Consider the following 14,947-nt stretch of genomic DNA (forward strand, 5'->3'; position numbering starts at 1 on the left):
CCTGCCAGACTTATGACCTTAATACAGGCCGGAAATGCTTCGATACGCTCTAAAACGACTGATCTCTTTGTTGATCAGCCTTGCTGTCGCCTCAGTGGTGATCTTTGCGGTGATCGAGATCGCTCCGGGCGATCCGGCCTCGTTCATGCTGGGTGTGAACGCGCAAGAGGATACGTTGGCTGCGCTGCGGGCCGAATTGGGGTTGGACGGGTCCAAAGTACAGCGGTATTTCAGCTGGGTCGGTGGAATGCTGGTGGGGGATTTCGGCACCTCCTACACCTATCGCACGCCGGTCTCGCAGATGATTGCGGATCGGCTTTGGGTATCCTTGCCGCTGGCTTTGTATGCGCTGACCCTGTCGACCCTGATCGCCTTTCCGGCAGGCATCTACGCCGCCGCGCGCCGGGGCAAACCCGGCGATCTGACGGTGATGGGGGCGACGCAACTGGGCATCGCCGTGCCGAACTTCTGGTTCGCGATGATGCTGGTGCTGATCTTCGCCATCAACCTGCGCTGGTTCAATGCGGGCGGGTTTGCGGGCTGGGACAAAGGGTTCTGGACCGGTATGCATTCCCTGACCCTGCCCGCGATTGCCCTGGCCCTGCCGCAGGCGGCCATTCTGGCGCGTGTGATGCGGTCGTCCTTGCTGGACATTCTGGGCGAGGATTTCATGCGCACCGCCCGCGCCAAAGGTCTGTCCGGTCGCCAAGCCTTGTGGCGCCACGGGGTTCGAAATGCGCTGATCCCGGTGCTGACCATTATAGGGCTGCAATTCTCGTTCCTGCTGGCCGGGTCGATCATCATCGAACAGGTCTTCTACCTGCCCGGCCTCGGGCGGCTGGTGTTTCAGGCAATCTCGGCCCGTGACCTGATCGTGGTGGAATCGGTAGTCATGCTGCTGGTCTTCGCTGTCATCACGGTGAACTTTCTGGTCGATCTGGCCTATGCCGCCGTTGACCCAAGGCTAAGGAGCCGGACATGAGCCGCAACCTGATCCTTGGCGCGGTGCTGTCCTCGTTGGTCCTGCTGGCGGCGTTGGTGTCTTTTGTCTGGACGCCGTATGATTTTGCGGCTCTGAACATTCCGCAGAAATTGCAGCCGCCCAGCGCGCAGCACTGGTTCGGCACCGATCATTTCGGGCGCGACATGTTCTCGATGATCATGGTCGGCGCGCGGACGTCGATTGCGGTGGCACTGGTCGCAGTTGGGATTGGCATCGGCTTGGGCGTGCCGCTGGGTCTGACAGCGGCGGCACGCAAAGGGTCGTGGCTGGATGAGGTCATTATGCGCGGCAATGATCTGGTCTTTGCCTTCCCCTCGCTCGTCATAGCAATCCTGATCACGGCCGTTTTCGGGGCCGGAGCCATCAACGCGATCATCGCCATCGGCATCTTCAACATCCCCGTTTTCGCGCGCATCACCCGAGGGGCCGCGCTGTCGCTGTGGGAGCGCGAGTTCATTCTCGCCGCCCGTGTCTCGGGCAAGGGCGCGGCGCGGATATCGGTGGAGCATATCCTGCCCAACGTCGCCAATCTGCTGATCGTCCAAGGCACGATTCAGTTCAGCCTTGGCATTCTGGCAGAGGCGGGCTTGAGCTACGTTGGTCTTGGCGCGCAACCGCCCACGCCAAGCTGGGGTCGGATGCTGGCCGACGCGCAGACAATGGTCAGTTTCGCCCCGCATTTGGCTCTGATTCCGGGTCTGGCGATCATCGTCACCGTGCTGGGGCTGAACCTGCTGGGCGATGGGCTGCGCGACTGGCTAGACCCCAGAATCCGGGTGGCGCGGGCATGAGTTTGCTACGGATCGAAAACCTGTCCCTGGGTATCCACGGGGTCGAGATTCTGAAACAGGTCAGCCTGATGATTGCGCCCGGTCAGATCGTGGCAGTGACCGGGGAAAGCGGCTCGGGCAAGTCGATGACGGCGCTGGCCGTGATGCAGTTGTTGCCAAACGGGGCCGACAGCGGCGGCTCGATTTTGCTGGATGGGCAGGAAATCCTGAACCGACCCGAGGCTGAGATGTGTGCCTTGCGCGGTGCCTCGATCGGGATGGTGTTTCAGGAACCGATGACTGCGCTGAACCCGGTCAAGACCATCGGCGATCAGGTGATGGAGACCATTCTGATCCACAAAGCGATGCCCCCCGCGCAGGCGCGGGAGCGGGCGGAGGAAGTTCTGACGCGCGTCGGCCTGCCACCGGATCGCTTCCCCTTGTCCCGATATCCGCACGAGCTGTCGGGCGGGCAACGTCAGCGCGTGGTCATCGCCATGGCCATAGCCCTGCGTCCCAAACTGCTGATTGCGGATGAGCCGACAACGGCGCTGGATGTGACCACTCAGGCCCAGATTCTGGACCTGCTCAAGGGGTTGGTGACCGAATACGGCATGGGTCTGCTGATGATTACCCATGATCTGGCCGTTGTCGCCGATATGGCGGATCAGATTGTGGTCATGCGCCATGGCGTAGTGGTCGAAAGCGGTGCGACAGATCACCTGCTGCGCAATATGCAGCACCCCTATACGCGGATGCTGTTCGAGGCGTCGAACCATCAGGTGACACTGCCCGACGCCCAGCAGCCGCACCCGTTGCTGGAGGTCACCCAGGTGATCCGTGACTATCGCCTGCCCCGCAAAGGCCTGTTCGACGCGCCGGGCCATACCCGTGCCGTGGATGGCGTCAGCTTCACCCTCAACCGGGGCGAGCGGTTGGGGCTGGTCGGAGAGTCCGGATGCGGGAAATCGACCCTAACACGGGCTATTCTGGGGTTGGAAGAGGTTCAATCGGGTGACATCCGGCTGGACGGTCAGCCGGTTTTTTCGGGCCACAAACCCAACCCGGCGGTGCGCCGCAAGATGCAAGTGGTGTTTCAGGACCCCTATGGCAGTTTCAACCCGCGCCACCGCGTTGCGCGGCTGATTACGGAACCTTTTCACCTGCTCGAAACCCCTCCCAAAGGGGCAGAGCGGCAGGATCGGATTGCCGAAATGCTCACCGCCGTGGGGCTGCGTCCTGAGGATGCGGACAAGTACATCCACGAATTCTCGGGCGGGCAGCGGCAGCGGATTGCCATCGCCCGTGCACTGATCATCCGCCCAGAACTGATCCTGTTTGACGAAGCTGTCTCGGCCCTCGACGTTTCGGTCCGGGCGCAGATTCTGGATCTGTTGGCCGAACTTTGCTCGGCCTATGATCTGACCTACCTGTTCATCAGTCACGACCTGAGCGTCGTGCGCACAATTACGGACAGGGTGATGGTCATGCAGGCCGGGAAGATCGTTGAACAGGGTGAGACCGAGCAGGTCTTCACCAACCCGCGCCATCCCTACACGCAAAAACTGATCTTGGCCGCGCCGCAATTGCCTGAGATCGGGAAGGGTGCCGCATGAGTTTTCCAGCATTAGAGCCGAAATAGGAGCTTCCGATGACCGACCCGATTTGGTTTGATCCCAGCCTCTGTCTGATCGGAGGCATATGGCAGTCGCCGGACGGGGGACAATCGCTGCCCTTGGTCAACCCGTCCGATGGATCGGAAATCTGCCGCATCACGCGGGGCGGTGCCGCAGATATGGATGCGGCAGTCACGGCGGCCCGATCTGCATTGGACGGCGACTGGGGCCAAATGCCCGCGTTCGAGCGGGGGCGCATCCTGAGCCGCCTGGGGCGATTGGTTCTAGAGAGTGTTGACGATCTGGCCGTGTTGGAGGCGATGGATGTTGGTAAACCGCTGACTCAGGCGCGGGCGGATGCTGTCGCCCTGGCGCGCTATTGCGAGTTTTATGGCGGTGCAGCGGATAAGGTGATGGGCGAGACGATCCCGTATCTGGACGGCTACACGGTTTACACTCTGCGCGAACCGCATGGCGTGACGGGTCATATCGTGCCCTGGAACTATCCGATGCAAATCATTGGCCGCTCGGTCGGGGCGGCGCTGGCCATGGGCAATGCCTGTGTTCTGAAACCGGCGGAAGAGGCCTGCCTGACCGCGCTGGCCTTTGCCCATCTGGCGACCGAGGCCGGGCTGCCTGCCGGGGCGTTGAATGTCGTGCCCGGATTGGGGGCCGAGGCAGGGGCCGCGCTGTCCGGGCATCCGGGCGTTGATCATATCTCGTTTACGGGCTCGGTTGCGACGGGCGCTTTGGTGCAGCAGGCGGCGGGGCGAAATGTGATCCCCGTGACGCTGGAACTGGGCGGGAAATCACCGCAACTGGTCTTTGATGATGCCGATCTGGACGCGGCCCTGCCGTTTCTGGTCAATGCAGGAATTCAGAATGCAGGGCAGACCTGTTCGGCGTCGTCCCGCATTCTGGTGCAGCGTGGCGTCTATGATCAGGTCAGGGCGCGTATGGCCGAGGCCTATGATCAATTGAATGTCGGTCGCGCTATGGATGACCTTCGGGTCGGCCCGCTGATCTCGGACCGGCAAAAGACCATCGTCTCGGGGTTTCTGGCGAAAGGCGGGGATCTGACCATCGCCGCGCAGGGGCAGATCACCGCCAACGCGCCCGAGGCTGGGGCCTACGTCCGACCAACCCTGTTCGCTGACGTGCCCGCCGACCACGTTCTGGCGCAGGATGAGATATTCGGCCCGGTTCAGGTTCTGATCCCGTTCGACACGGAAGATGAGGCTCTAACCATAGCCAACAGCAACGACTATGGCCTTGTCGCCAGCATCTGGACCCGCGATGGCGCGCGGCAGATGCGGTTGGCGAAACGTCTGCGCTCGGGTCAGGTGTTTATCAACAACTATGGGGCCGGGGGCGGCGTCGAATTGCCATTTGGTGGGGTCGGTAAATCCGGTCACGGTCGCGAAAAAGGGTTCGAGGCGCTCTATGGCTTTTCGCAACTCAAGACCGTTGCGGCCTATCACGGCTAGACGATCACCTCGATTGCCTTCTGCGCGCCAACCCCAAACACCCGTTTGTAACGGTCGATCTGATCCGCCGGTCCCATCGCCTTTTCCGGGTTGTCCGACAATTTGACCGTCGGTCGCCCGTTGGCCGAGATCGCCTTGCACACCAGTGAAAACGGCGCCAGCGCGTCGCCCGGTACCAGACCGCGAAAGTCATTTGTCAGCAGAGTGCCCCAACCGAAAGAGATATTGGCGCGGTCGGCAAACTGGGCATGCAATTCCTTGATCTTGTCCACGTCCAACCCGTCCGAGAAGATGATCCGCTTTTGCGTCGGATCCTCACCGCGGGATTTCCACCAGTCGATGGCCACTTCGGCCCCGGCAGCGGGATCGCCGCTGTCGACCCGGATCCCGGTCCAGCCGGCCAGCCAATCGGGTGCGCGATCCAGAAACCCTTTGGTGCCGTAGGTGTCGGGCAGGATAATCCTCAGATTGCCGTCATGCTCATCATGCCAGTCGCTGAGGACATCATAGGGGGCCTGCGCCAATTCCTCATCCGTGTCGGCCAGCGCGGAATAAACCATGGGCAGTTCGTGGGCGTTCGTGCCAATGGCCTCAACCTCGCGCCGCATGGCGATCAGGCAATTCGAAGTGCCGGTGAAGGACGACCCCAAGCCCTCGATCATCGCCTGAACGCACCAATCCTGCCATAGGAAGGAATGCCGCCGCCTTGTCCCGAAATCCGCGATCCCCAGCCCTTCGATGGGGCCAAGCTGCGCGATCTTCTCCCACAACCGCGTCATGGCCTGAGCGTAGAGCACCTGCAATTCAAACCGGCGCATCTGGTTCAGCACGGCGCGCGAGCGCAGTTCCATCAACACGGCCAAAGCGGGGATTTCCCACAACATGACCTCGTGCCATTTGCCCTCAAACGTCAGCTCATACTGATCACCCTTCCGCTCAAGATGATAGGGCGGCAGGCGCGTGTTCTCGAACCACTCCATAAAATCCGACCGGAACATCTGCCGTTTGCCGTAGAACATATTGCCCCGCAGCCAGGTGCTTTCCCCACGGCTGAGGCTGAGCGAGCGGATGTGATCCAACTGTTCCCGCAACTCTCCTTCATCGATCAGACGGGCCAAAGGCACGTGATTCGACCGGTTGATCAGTGAAAATTCGACATTTGTTTGAGGCTTATTTCGAAACACTGACTGGCACATCAGCAGTTTGTAGAAATCTGTGTCGATCAAAGACCGAACAATCGGGTCGATTTTCCATTTGTGGTTGTAGACACGGGTCGCGATATCGACCATGGGGAACTCCTGCGATTTCCGTTGTTAGATCAATCAGCACGGGGAATGGCAAGAGTCGCTGATCTGGTGACAATGCCCGCTTGACGTCACAAAGCGGGCATATTGTTTGGTCTTATCACCGATTAGTGAGGGTGTGGGATGGAAGGATAAGGCTGTTAATAGTGTATGAGTCTTCGGTACGACTTTGATATTGTAAGGAAAGCACTGGACGAACAAACGCCTGACGCGCCGCCGACCTCTGGTCCGGACGGGGGTCAGGTGATTGCGCTGTTTCGGGACGTTAAGACGTCTGACGCGCTGCGCGGGGCGTCGCCCAAGATCCGCAAGATGTTTCAGGATGCGGGCTTCGGGTTGGCGGCGCATGACAGTGGAATTGCGCCTGACGTCTACCCACCTGCGGACCAGCCCGCGCGCGAACGCATCCTGTCGGCGCTGTTCGCCAGTATCAAAAGTCAGGGCGTTCAGGGCGAATACAGTGGCGAGTTCGATTTCATGCGGTTTCTGGATCACGTCCAGCGGGCGCGCCCGGTGCAGGGCGTTGTGCGATCCGAGCCTGTTGTTCAGCCCCCGATGCCAACCCCGGTCAGCCGGTCCAAACGGCGCACGATTCCGGGGCGGATCGGCTTCGCCCTTGGTTTGGCCGTGATCCTGTTTGTGCTGTTCAAATTCCTCGAAGCGGCGGGTGCCGGGAGTTAAACCAGTTTGACCCCGGCCTGACGCATGGCCTGTTCGGCTGCCGCCATCGATCCGTCCATATCGATGCCCCGGCAGGCATCCAGCCGAACGGTGACATCCAGACCCAGTCGCGCCGCATCCACTGCCGAGTAATGCACGCAGAAATCCGTGGCCAACCCAACCAGAGTCACGCGCGACAGGCCCCTTGTCTCAAGATACCCTTTCAAGCCCGTCGGCGTCGTCTGATCGTTCTCAAAAAACGCCGAATAGCTGTCGATGGCACTGCGAAACCCTTTGCGGATGATCAGGTCTGCATCGGTCCGCAGGTCGGGGTGAAACGCGGCGCCCTGACTGCCCTGAACACAGTGATCGGGCCACAGGACCTGCGGGCCATAGGGCATTTCGATCACCTCGAACGGCGATTTGCCGGTGTGTGAGCTGGCAAAGCTGGAATGACCCGCCGGGTGCCAGTCCTGCGTCAGGATCACGGCGTCGAAATCATCCATCATTGCGTTGATCGGGGTCACGACCTCATCCCCGCCTGTCACGGCCAGCGCGCCACCGGGGCAGAAATCGTTCTGGACGTCGATTACGATCAGGGCGTGGGTCATCGCGGTCTCCTTTGATCTATCGGTACGGCGTGCTGCGGGGGGCGTCAATCCGGTCACTTGCGACTCTGCGCGCGCGGGTTTAGACCGCGCGCATGTATACGATCGCTGCCCTCTATCACTTCACCCGCTTTTCGGATCATGCCGCCCTGCGCGACCCGCTGTTGGAGCTTTGCCGCGCCCAGTCGGTCAAAGGCACCTTGCTGCTGGCGCAAGAGGGGATCAATGGCACCATCGCAGGCCCGCGCGCTGGGATCGATGCGGTGCTGGCGCATATCAAGGCGCTGCCCGGCTGCGCGGACCTTGAGTGGAAAGAGGCGACTGCAGACCATCCGCCATTCGGCAAGATGAAAGTGCGCCTGAAGAAAGAGATCGTGACCATGGGCCAGCCCGATGTCGACCCGCGCGCGCGCGTCGGCAACTATGTCGAGCCGGAGGACTGGAACGACCTGATCCGGTCCGACGATGTGGTGGTGATCGACACGCGTAACGATTACGAGGTGGCGATTGGCACGTTTGAGGGCGCAATAGACCCTGAAACCGCCAGTTTCCGCGAATTTCCCGCCTGGTGGGAAGAAAACAAGGACCGCTTCCACAACAAGCGCGTTGCCATGTTCTGCACCGGCGGTATCCGCTGCGAGAAATCGACCAACTACCTGCTGGGGCAGGGGGTCGAGGATGTCTATCACCTGAAAGGCGGCATCCTGCGCTATTTGGAAGAGATGCCAAAGCAGGACAGCACCTGGCAGGGTGAATGCTTTGTGTTCGACAACCGGGTCTCAGTCGGTCATGGGCTGGTCGAGGGCCCTCATCGCCTGTGCCATGGCTGCCGCCGCCCGATCCTGCCCGAGGATATGAAGCGCCCGGAATACGAACATGGCGTGACCTGTCACCGCTGTGTTGATGAGACGTCTGAGGCCGACAAGGCCCGTTTTCGCGAACGGCAAAAACAGATCCTGCTGGCGCGCAAACGCGGGGCCGAGCATCTGGGATCGGACTAAATTCACCTTGCGGGTGCGCGGCTTAGACCGGATGATCACGGGCAGACCAGCTTGACGGAGTATCCATGCACCGCGAACCCACAACCCTTGCAGAATGGAAATCGACCCTGCTGGCTGCGCTGGGTCTGGTGTTGGCCAGTTTTCTGGCCTGGTTCGGCCTGTCACGTCTGAACGAAGCCACCGCCGGGGACACCATCGGGACCGTTGCCTCGGTCGGGCTGCTGCTGTGGATCGCGTCGCAATCCTGGTACTACCTGACTCAGGTGAAATCGCCCCGACGGCTGTTGTTCCTGATGGGCGTGTCCTTCATTCAGGTCGTGCCCTTCCTGTTCGCCGCCGTCTATGGCGCGTTTGGCTATAACGACAATTGCGTGATCGGCGCGCAGGGGCCCGCAGACATTCTGTATTTTTCCTACGTGACCTTCACCACGGTCGGTTATGGCGACATGTCCCCAACCGGGCTGTGCCGGGGCCTTGCGGTGTCCGAGGCCGTGATAGGTTACATCCTTCTGGGCATGTTCGTCGCCGCTGCGGTTGCGCTTTATTCGCGCAACCACGGCCAGAATGACCAGGGTTAGAGCCTATTTGTTCTGGTCGATCCAGCGCGACATCATCCGCTTGTCGCGAAAGCACTCGGACGGGATCGGGCGGCGCTTGCTGCGTGAAATCCGCTCGGCAAAGGCAACCTGCTTACCGGTCGGGTAATTGTCGAATTGCGAGGTCGCAACGGGTTTGTGCGCCGAAATCCAGTCTGACAGCATCCTGCGGTCGCGCTGAGCCTCGACCGGGATTTCCAATGCCGACTGTTCCGCAATTGCGCGGGCATAGCGCATTTGCCGGTCCGTGACCGGAAGCAGGTGATAATCGTTGTTCGGGCCGCCAAGGGCAGAATTGCGCATTTGTTGGGCCATCGGTTTGTCCTCTGACTATGTAGAACATAAATAGAACATTAACCAAAAATTTCAAGGGTAGCCCTTGGCGCGCAGGCGTCATCTTGCCGTTGTGCGGTTTTTATTGACTGGTCAATCAACAACCGATAGGCCGGGATAAACTGCCCCTCGCGCCGTGCATTGGCGCAACAGACCAAGAGGAACCCGGTATGAAGTTTCAACCCAAGGCCAGTCATTTCATCAACGGTGCCTATGTCGAAGACACGAACGGCGCGCCGATTGACGTCATCTACCCGGCGACCGGAGAGGTCATCGCACGCCTGCACTCGGCCACGCCCGAGATCGTTGAACAGGCTCTGACCAGCGCAAAAGCCGCTCAGGCGTCTTGGGCCGCGATGTCCGGAACCGAGCGGGGCCGCATTCTGCGCCGCGCTGCGGACATCATGCGCGAGCGGAACCGCGAATTGTCGATCCTGGAAACGCATGACACCGGCAAGCCCCTGCAGGAAACGCTGGTGGCCGATGCAACCAGCGGAGCCGACGCTTTGGAGTATTTCGGGGGTCTGACGGCCTCGCTGACCGGCGAGCATATCCCGCTGGGTGGGGGCGATTTCGTTTATACTATCCGCGAGGCGCTGGGCGTTTGCGTTGGCATCGGTGCGTGGAACTATCCGACCCAGATCGCCTGCTGGAAAGGGGCCCCGGCGCTGGCCTGCGGCAATTCGATGATCTTCAAACCCTCGGAAACCACGCCCCTGTCGGCGCTGCAAGTGGCCGAGATTCTGATCGAAGCGGGCGCGCCCAAGGGGGTCTACAACGTGGTGCAGGGCTATGGCGATGTGGGTGCGGCGCTGGTGACCGATCCGCGCGTTGCCAAGGTCTCGCTGACCGGGTCGGTGCCGACGGGCCGTAAGGTCTATGCCGCTGCGGCAGATGGGATGAAGCACGTGACCATGGAACTGGGCGGCAAATCCCCGATGATCGTGTTCGACGACGCCGATATCGAAAACGCTGTCTCGGGCGCGATTCTGGGCAACTTCTATTCCTCGGGGCAGGTCTGTTCCAACGGCACGCGTGTATTTGTGCAAAAGGGCATCAAAGAGGCGTTCCTGACCCGCCTGTCTGAACGTCTGGCCACTGCCAAAATTGGCGACCCGCTGGATGAAGAGGTCAATTTCGGCCCCATGGTCAGTGAAAACCAGATGAACATTGCGCTGAGCTATGTCGAAAAGGGCAAAGCGGAAGGTGCACGGCTGGTCTATGGCGGCAAGCGGATCGAGGGTGACGGGTTCTACATGCAGCCCACCGTATTCGCCGATGTCACCGACGATATGACCATCGCGCGCGAGGAGATTTTTGGCCCGGTTATGTCGGTGCTGGATTTTGACACCGAGGCCGAGGTTCTGGCCCGTGCCAATGACACCGAGTTTGGTCTGGCCGCCGGGGTCTTTACCAATGACCTGACCCGCGCCCATCGCATCGTCGCCGGGTTCGAGGCGGGGACCTGCTACATTAATACATATAACCTGGCCCCGGTCGAAGCGCCCTTTGGCGGATCAAAAATGTCAGGTGTCGGGCGCGAGAATTCAAAGCTGGCGATCAACCATTTCAGCGAAATGAAGACGGTCTACGTGTCCATGAACGACGTTGAGGCTCCGTACTAAGTGAGCTTCGCATGAGATAGGCTCATGCCAATAAATTCTGTTCCCGACATTTCGCGTCGGGAACAGAACACATGCCCTTTCCAACCTATGGCTGACTTACCTGTAACCGTGCCGCTCTGATCGCGACCGCTTTACAGGAGAGACCCCATGAAAACCCACGCACAGGCCGTCGTTATCGGAGGGGGCCTTGTTGGTTGTTCAATCCTTTACCATCTGGCCAAGCTCGGCTGGACTGACGTTGTTCTGCTGGAACGGGATGAACTGACGTCAGGCTCGACCTGGCACGCGGCGGCTAACATCCACGGGCTGCATGACAACAACAACGTCACGCGGATCCAGCACTATACGATGAACCTGTATAAAGAGCTGGAAAAGGAAACCGGTCAGGGCTGCGGCGTTTTCCAGCCGGGTTCGCTTTATCTGGCTCAAACCGAAGACCGCGAGCATCAGTTGCGCCTGCAAGAGGCCAAAGCCCGGTTTTACGGCCTGAACTTCTATGAGATCAGCCGCGAACAGGCCAAGGAACTGCACCCGCTGGCGCAGTTCGATGATATCCGCTGCATCATGTACGAACCCGATGGCGGCAATGTCGATCCGTCCGGCGTGACCATGGCCTACGCCGCAGGCGCGCGGGCTATGGGTGCCACGATTGAGCGGTTTTGCCCTGTAATAGGGACTGAACAACAGCCGGATGGCTCGTGGATCGTGCGGACCGAAAAGGGTGACATCCACGCGCAATGGGTGGTCAATGCCGGGGGCCTCTGGGGGCGCGAGGTTGCGGCGCTGGCCGGGATCGAACTGCCGTTGCAGCCGACCGAGCATCAGTATTTCGTGACCGAGGCCATCGATGAAGTGGCCAATATGGGCCGCCGTCTGCCGTCGATCGCGGACCGGGATGGCGAATACTACTTCCGGCAAGAAGGCAACGGCCTGCTGATCGGGGCCTATGAGAAAGACATGCGGTTCTGGGCCGAAAACGGCACGCCGCTGGATTTCGCGCATGATCTGTTCCCTGACGATCTGGACCGGATCATGGAAAACGTGATCCGCGCCACCGAACGTGTTCCGGTTGCTGCCACCGCGGGCGTCAAACGCGTCATCAACGGCCCGATGATCTGGTCGCCGGATTCCAACGCGATCTGGGGCCCGGTGCCCGAGCTACAGAACTATTTCTGCTGCACCGGTATCATCCCGGGCTTTTCGCAATCCGGCGGTCTGGGCCTGCTGGCGGCACAATGGATGATCGAGGGTGAGCCGCAATATGACATGTTTGCCTGGGATCTGGCCCGCTTTGGCGAATGGGCCGACAAGAAATTCACCAGGGCGCGGGTCGAAGATCAGTATTCGCATCGCTTCGCCATCCACTTCCCGAACGAGGAACGCAGCGCCGGTCGCCCCGCCCGCGTGCGCCCGGCCTATGAGATGCAAAAGGATATGGGCTGCGTGTTCGGCTTGAACTGCGGCTGGGAACATCCGCTGTGGTTTGCCGACCAGCCCGGCACGGTCGAAACCAACGGCTTCACCCGCCAGAACTGGTGGGAGCCGGTTGGGCGTGAGGTTCAGATGTTGCGGGACACGGTCGGCGTGATCGATATCTCGAACTTCGCCAACTATGAGATCAAGGGCCCCGGTGCCTATGACTGGCTGGACCGTCTGGTCGCCAACCGCGTCCCGACCGAGGTCGGGCGGTCTTGTCTGACCCCCCTGATCTCGGTGCGCGGTGGTGTGGCCGGGGATTTCACCATCACCAAGGTTGCCGAAGACGAATACATGATGATCGGCTCGGGCATGGCCGAACGCTATCACCAGCGTTTCTTCAACATGGTCGACCTGCCCGAAGGGACCACGCTGGACGTCGCAACTGACCGGATCGCCGGATTCAACGTGGCTGGTCCGAAATCCCGCGATGTCCTGCAACGCCTTACCAACGCGGACCTGTCGAACGAGGCGTTCCGCTTCATGCGCTCGCAGACCATCGAAGTCGCAGGCGTTACCTGTCTGGCGATCCGTGTCAGCTTTACGGGCGATCTGGGGTGGGAGCTGCATTGTGCCGAACCCGACCAAATCAGGCTCTATTCAGCACTTTTGGAGGCCGCGAAGGACCAAGGCGGCGGCCCGGTTGGCGGCCGCGCGCTGGGGTCGCTGCGGATCGAAAAGGGCTATGGTTCCTGGGGGCGCGAATATTCTCAGGAATACTGGCCGCAAGAGGTTGGCCTTGCGGGCCTGATCAAACTGGACAAGGACTTCCTGCACAAAGACGCGTATCTGTCCATCAAGGACAATGCCGCGCGTGAGGTCCTGTCGAACTTCGAGGTTGACGCCGCAGATGCCGACGCCAGCGGGGGTGAGCCGATCTTTGCCCCGGATGGCACGCCGGTGGGCCGCGTGACCTCGGGCGCATACGGCTATTCGGTCGGAAAATCGCTGGCCATCGGCTATGCCGACCCTAAGGTGGCCAAACCCGGCGATACGGTCGAGATTTACATTCTTGGCAAACCCCACAAGGCCAAGATCCTGTCAGACCCCCCGTTCGATCCGGCAGGCCATCGTTTGCGTGACGTGAAACCGGTGATGGAGGGCGCGGCGTGACCAACAGCTTCGCCCGTGTTGCCGATTTTGCGCTGACGCGGGCGGCTGCCGACATGCCGACCAGCGCGCAGGAGGCTGCGGCGCTGATGATGCTGGACACGATGGGCATCCTGATCGCCGCGGGACCGATGGAGGCGGGCGTGATCGCGCGCGACACCGCAGCGCTGCTGTATGCCAGTTCCGATCCGTCCTTCAGCGCGCGCATGATGTTCGATGGCCGTTCGGTCAGCATGGCGGGCGCGGCTTATGCGGCGGCAACGCAGACCGACAATCTGGACGGGCATGACGGCTATAACCCGACCAAAGGTCATATCGGTGTTGTGGTTCTGCCCGCGCTGGCGGCATTGGCTGAACATTGCCCCAACCTAACCGGGCCCGAGGCCCTGGCTGCGGTGATCACCGGCTACGAAATCGCAGGCCGCGCGGGGCTTTCGCTGCATGACAGCGTCAGTGATTACCACACGTCCGGCGCCTGGAATGCCTTGGGTGTGGTCGCCATGGCCGCACGTTTGCGCGGGCATGATACCGACCAGTTGCGGCAGGCGCTGGGCATTGCCGAATACCACGGACCGCGCAGCCAGATGATGCGCGAGATTGCGAACCCGACCATGCTGCATGACGGCTCGGGCTGGGGGGCAATGGTCGGTGTTTCAGCCGCTGTTCTGGCCGAGCGTGGATTTACCGGGGCCCCCGCGATCACGATTGAGGCGGACAGTGCGGCCCCGCATTGGGACGATTTGGGCAGGTTCTGGCAGGTCGAGCATCAATATGTGAAACCCTATCCGATTTGTCGGTGGGCGCATGCTGCTATCGACGCGCTTAGGGCTGTCATGATCGACCACGATTTGACCCATGACCAGATCAAATCGGTGCAGATCAACAGCTTCCATCAGGCGGCTTGCCTGTTTGCAGGCGTCCCGCAAACAACGTCGCAAGCCCAATACTCTCTGCCATTTGCCGCCGCTGTTCACGCTATTTATGGCCGTATCGGCGTCGAACATATCTCGGGCACCGGACTGTCTGACCCGGTTGTCGCCCGGTTCATGTCGCGCATAAAGATCTCGGAACGTGATCGGCATTCTGCCCGTTTCCCCGAAGGGCGCTGGGCGGATGTCGAGATCGAAACCACCGACGGGCGCGTTCTGCACTCCGGAGACATCCATGCCCGAGGCGGGCCGGAATCGCCAATCTCGCGGCGAGAGGTGATCGAGAAGTACACGCAATTTGCCGCTCCGGTCATCGGCGCAACCCGCGCCGAGCAAATCCGCACGGCAATACTGGGCTGGACCAATCCACATTCTCGCTACGCGGATCTGGCCGAGTTGCTGTATCAGCCACCGCTCGGAGGATAAGGC

General features: G+C 60.8%; 13 protein-coding genes. 10 read left to right on the forward strand and 3 right to left on the reverse strand.

Annotated elements, in window-relative coordinates:
* Positions 1 to 34: 34 nt before the first annotated feature.
* The 4 genes from ACR0E6_RS12180 to ACR0E6_RS12195 are packed head-to-tail and all read left to right on the forward strand — an operon-like array spanning position 35 to position 4,876.
* A complete protein-coding gene (locus ACR0E6_RS12180) occupies positions 35 to 982 on the forward strand; it encodes an ABC transporter permease (RefSeq protein ID WP_480583690.1) in 948 nt (315 codons plus the stop codon).
* A complete protein-coding gene (locus ACR0E6_RS12185; RefSeq protein ID WP_170521202.1) occupies positions 979 to 1,794 on the forward strand; it encodes an ABC transporter permease in 816 nt (271 codons plus the stop codon). Before ACR0E6_RS12180 ends, ACR0E6_RS12185 begins: the two co-directional genes overlap by 4 nt.
* Positions 1,791 to 3,389 (forward strand): ABC transporter ATP-binding protein, encoded by a 1,599-nt coding sequence (locus tag ACR0E6_RS12190; RefSeq protein ID WP_480583693.1) that lies wholly within the window; start codon positions 1,791 to 1,793, stop codon positions 3,387 to 3,389. Before ACR0E6_RS12185 ends, ACR0E6_RS12190 begins: the two co-directional genes overlap by 4 nt.
* Positions 3,390 to 3,424: 35 nt before the next feature.
* A complete protein-coding gene (locus tag ACR0E6_RS12195; protein WP_480583694.1) occupies positions 3,425 to 4,876 on the forward strand; it encodes an aldehyde dehydrogenase family protein in 1,452 nt (483 codons plus the stop codon).
* On the opposite strand, the gene pncB is transcribed toward ACR0E6_RS12195, so the two are convergent.
* Positions 4,873 to 6,165 carry a nicotinate phosphoribosyltransferase gene (gene pncB / locus ACR0E6_RS12200; RefSeq protein ID WP_480583697.1) on the reverse strand — a complete coding sequence of 431 codons (1,293 nt, stop codon included), beginning with the start codon at positions 6,163 to 6,165 and terminating at the stop codon, positions 4,873 to 4,875. The genes ACR0E6_RS12195 and pncB overlap by 4 nt on opposite strands.
* A 165-nt stretch (positions 6,166 to 6,330) precedes the next feature.
* On the opposite strand from pncB, the gene ACR0E6_RS12205 reads away from it, so the two are divergent.
* Positions 6,331 to 6,861, forward strand: a complete 531-nt coding sequence (locus ACR0E6_RS12205; RefSeq protein WP_480583700.1) for a hypothetical protein — start codon at positions 6,331 to 6,333, stop codon at positions 6,859 to 6,861.
* Here the strand turns inward: ACR0E6_RS12205 and pncA are convergent.
* Positions 6,858 to 7,451 (reverse strand): bifunctional nicotinamidase/pyrazinamidase, encoded by a 594-nt coding sequence (gene pncA / locus ACR0E6_RS12210; RefSeq protein WP_480583703.1) that lies wholly within the window; start codon positions 7,449 to 7,451, stop codon positions 6,858 to 6,860. The two genes, ACR0E6_RS12205 and pncA, sit on opposite strands and share 4 nt — an antisense overlap.
* A gap of 92 nt (positions 7,452 to 7,543) precedes the next feature.
* Between pncA and trhO the strand changes: the two genes are divergently transcribed.
* Positions 7,544 to 8,449: an oxygen-dependent tRNA uridine(34) hydroxylase TrhO gene (gene trhO, locus ACR0E6_RS12215; protein WP_480583706.1), complete on the forward strand. Its 906-nt coding sequence runs from the start codon at positions 7,544 to 7,546 to the stop codon at positions 8,447 to 8,449.
* Positions 8,450 to 8,514: 65 nt separating this feature from the next.
* Entirely contained in the window at positions 8,515 to 9,027 is a 513-nt protein-coding gene (locus ACR0E6_RS12220; RefSeq protein WP_480583709.1) for a potassium channel family protein, read from the forward strand.
* Between the two features lie 3 nt (positions 9,028 to 9,030).
* On the opposite strand, the gene ACR0E6_RS12225 is transcribed toward ACR0E6_RS12220, so the two are convergent.
* Entirely contained in the window at positions 9,031 to 9,360 is a 330-nt protein-coding gene (locus ACR0E6_RS12225) for a hypothetical protein (RefSeq protein ID WP_170521218.1), read from the reverse strand.
* 188 nt (positions 9,361 to 9,548) lie between these two features.
* On the opposite strand from ACR0E6_RS12225, the gene betB reads away from it, so the two are divergent.
* The 3 genes from betB to ACR0E6_RS12240 all read left to right on the forward strand — a co-directional run bounded on the left by betB (position 9,549) and on the right by ACR0E6_RS12240 (position 14,944).
* Positions 9,549 to 11,003 carry a betaine-aldehyde dehydrogenase gene (gene betB, locus ACR0E6_RS12230; RefSeq protein ID WP_480583712.1) on the forward strand — a complete coding sequence of 485 codons (1,455 nt, stop codon included), beginning with the start codon at positions 9,549 to 9,551 and terminating at the stop codon, positions 11,001 to 11,003.
* 147 nt (positions 11,004 to 11,150) lie between these two features.
* Positions 11,151 to 13,592, forward strand: coding sequence for a GcvT family protein (locus tag ACR0E6_RS12235; RefSeq protein ID WP_480583715.1), 2,442 nt, complete (start codon positions 11,151 to 11,153; stop codon positions 13,590 to 13,592).
* Positions 13,589 to 14,944 (forward strand): MmgE/PrpD family protein, encoded by a 1,356-nt coding sequence (locus ACR0E6_RS12240; protein ID WP_480583718.1) that lies wholly within the window; start codon positions 13,589 to 13,591, stop codon positions 14,942 to 14,944. The genes ACR0E6_RS12235 and ACR0E6_RS12240 overlap by 4 nt, the downstream gene beginning before the upstream one ends.
* Positions 14,945 to 14,947 lie beyond the last annotated feature (3 nt).

The sequence above is a fragment of the Ruegeria sp. AP12 genome, from assembly GCF_056540025.1.

Bases quoted from the DNA above. Each gene is read 5' to 3' on its own strand.
- ACR0E6_RS12185 (WP_170521202.1), top strand. From the start codon at position 979: ATGAGCCGCAACCTGATCCTTGGCGCGGTGCTGTCCTCGTTGGTCCTG.
- ACR0E6_RS12225 (WP_170521218.1), bottom strand. From the start codon at position 9,360: ATGGCCCAACAAATGCGCAATTCTGCCCTTGGCGGCCCGAACAACGAT.
- pncA (WP_480583703.1), bottom strand. From the start codon at position 7,451: ATGACCCACGCCCTGATCGTAATCGACGTCCAGAACGATTTCTGCCCC.
- trhO (WP_480583706.1), top strand. From the start codon at position 7,544: ATGTATACGATCGCTGCCCTCTATCACTTCACCCGCTTTTCGGATCAT.
- ACR0E6_RS12220 (WP_480583709.1), top strand. From the start codon at position 8,515: ATGCACCGCGAACCCACAACCCTTGCAGAATGGAAATCGACCCTGCTG.
- ACR0E6_RS12190 (WP_480583693.1), top strand. From the start codon at position 1,791: ATGAGTTTGCTACGGATCGAAAACCTGTCCCTGGGTATCCACGGGGTC.
- betB (WP_480583712.1), top strand. From the start codon at position 9,549: ATGAAGTTTCAACCCAAGGCCAGTCATTTCATCAACGGTGCCTATGTC.
- ACR0E6_RS12195 (WP_480583694.1), top strand. From the start codon at position 3,425: ATGACCGACCCGATTTGGTTTGATCCCAGCCTCTGTCTGATCGGAGGC.
- ACR0E6_RS12235 (WP_480583715.1), top strand. From the start codon at position 11,151: ATGAAAACCCACGCACAGGCCGTCGTTATCGGAGGGGGCCTTGTTGGT.
- ACR0E6_RS12205 (WP_480583700.1), top strand. From the start codon at position 6,331: ATGAGTCTTCGGTACGACTTTGATATTGTAAGGAAAGCACTGGACGAA.
- pncB (WP_480583697.1), bottom strand. From the start codon at position 6,165: ATGGTCGATATCGCGACCCGTGTCTACAACCACAAATGGAAAATCGAC.
- ACR0E6_RS12180 (WP_480583690.1), top strand. From the start codon at position 35: ATGCTTCGATACGCTCTAAAACGACTGATCTCTTTGTTGATCAGCCTT.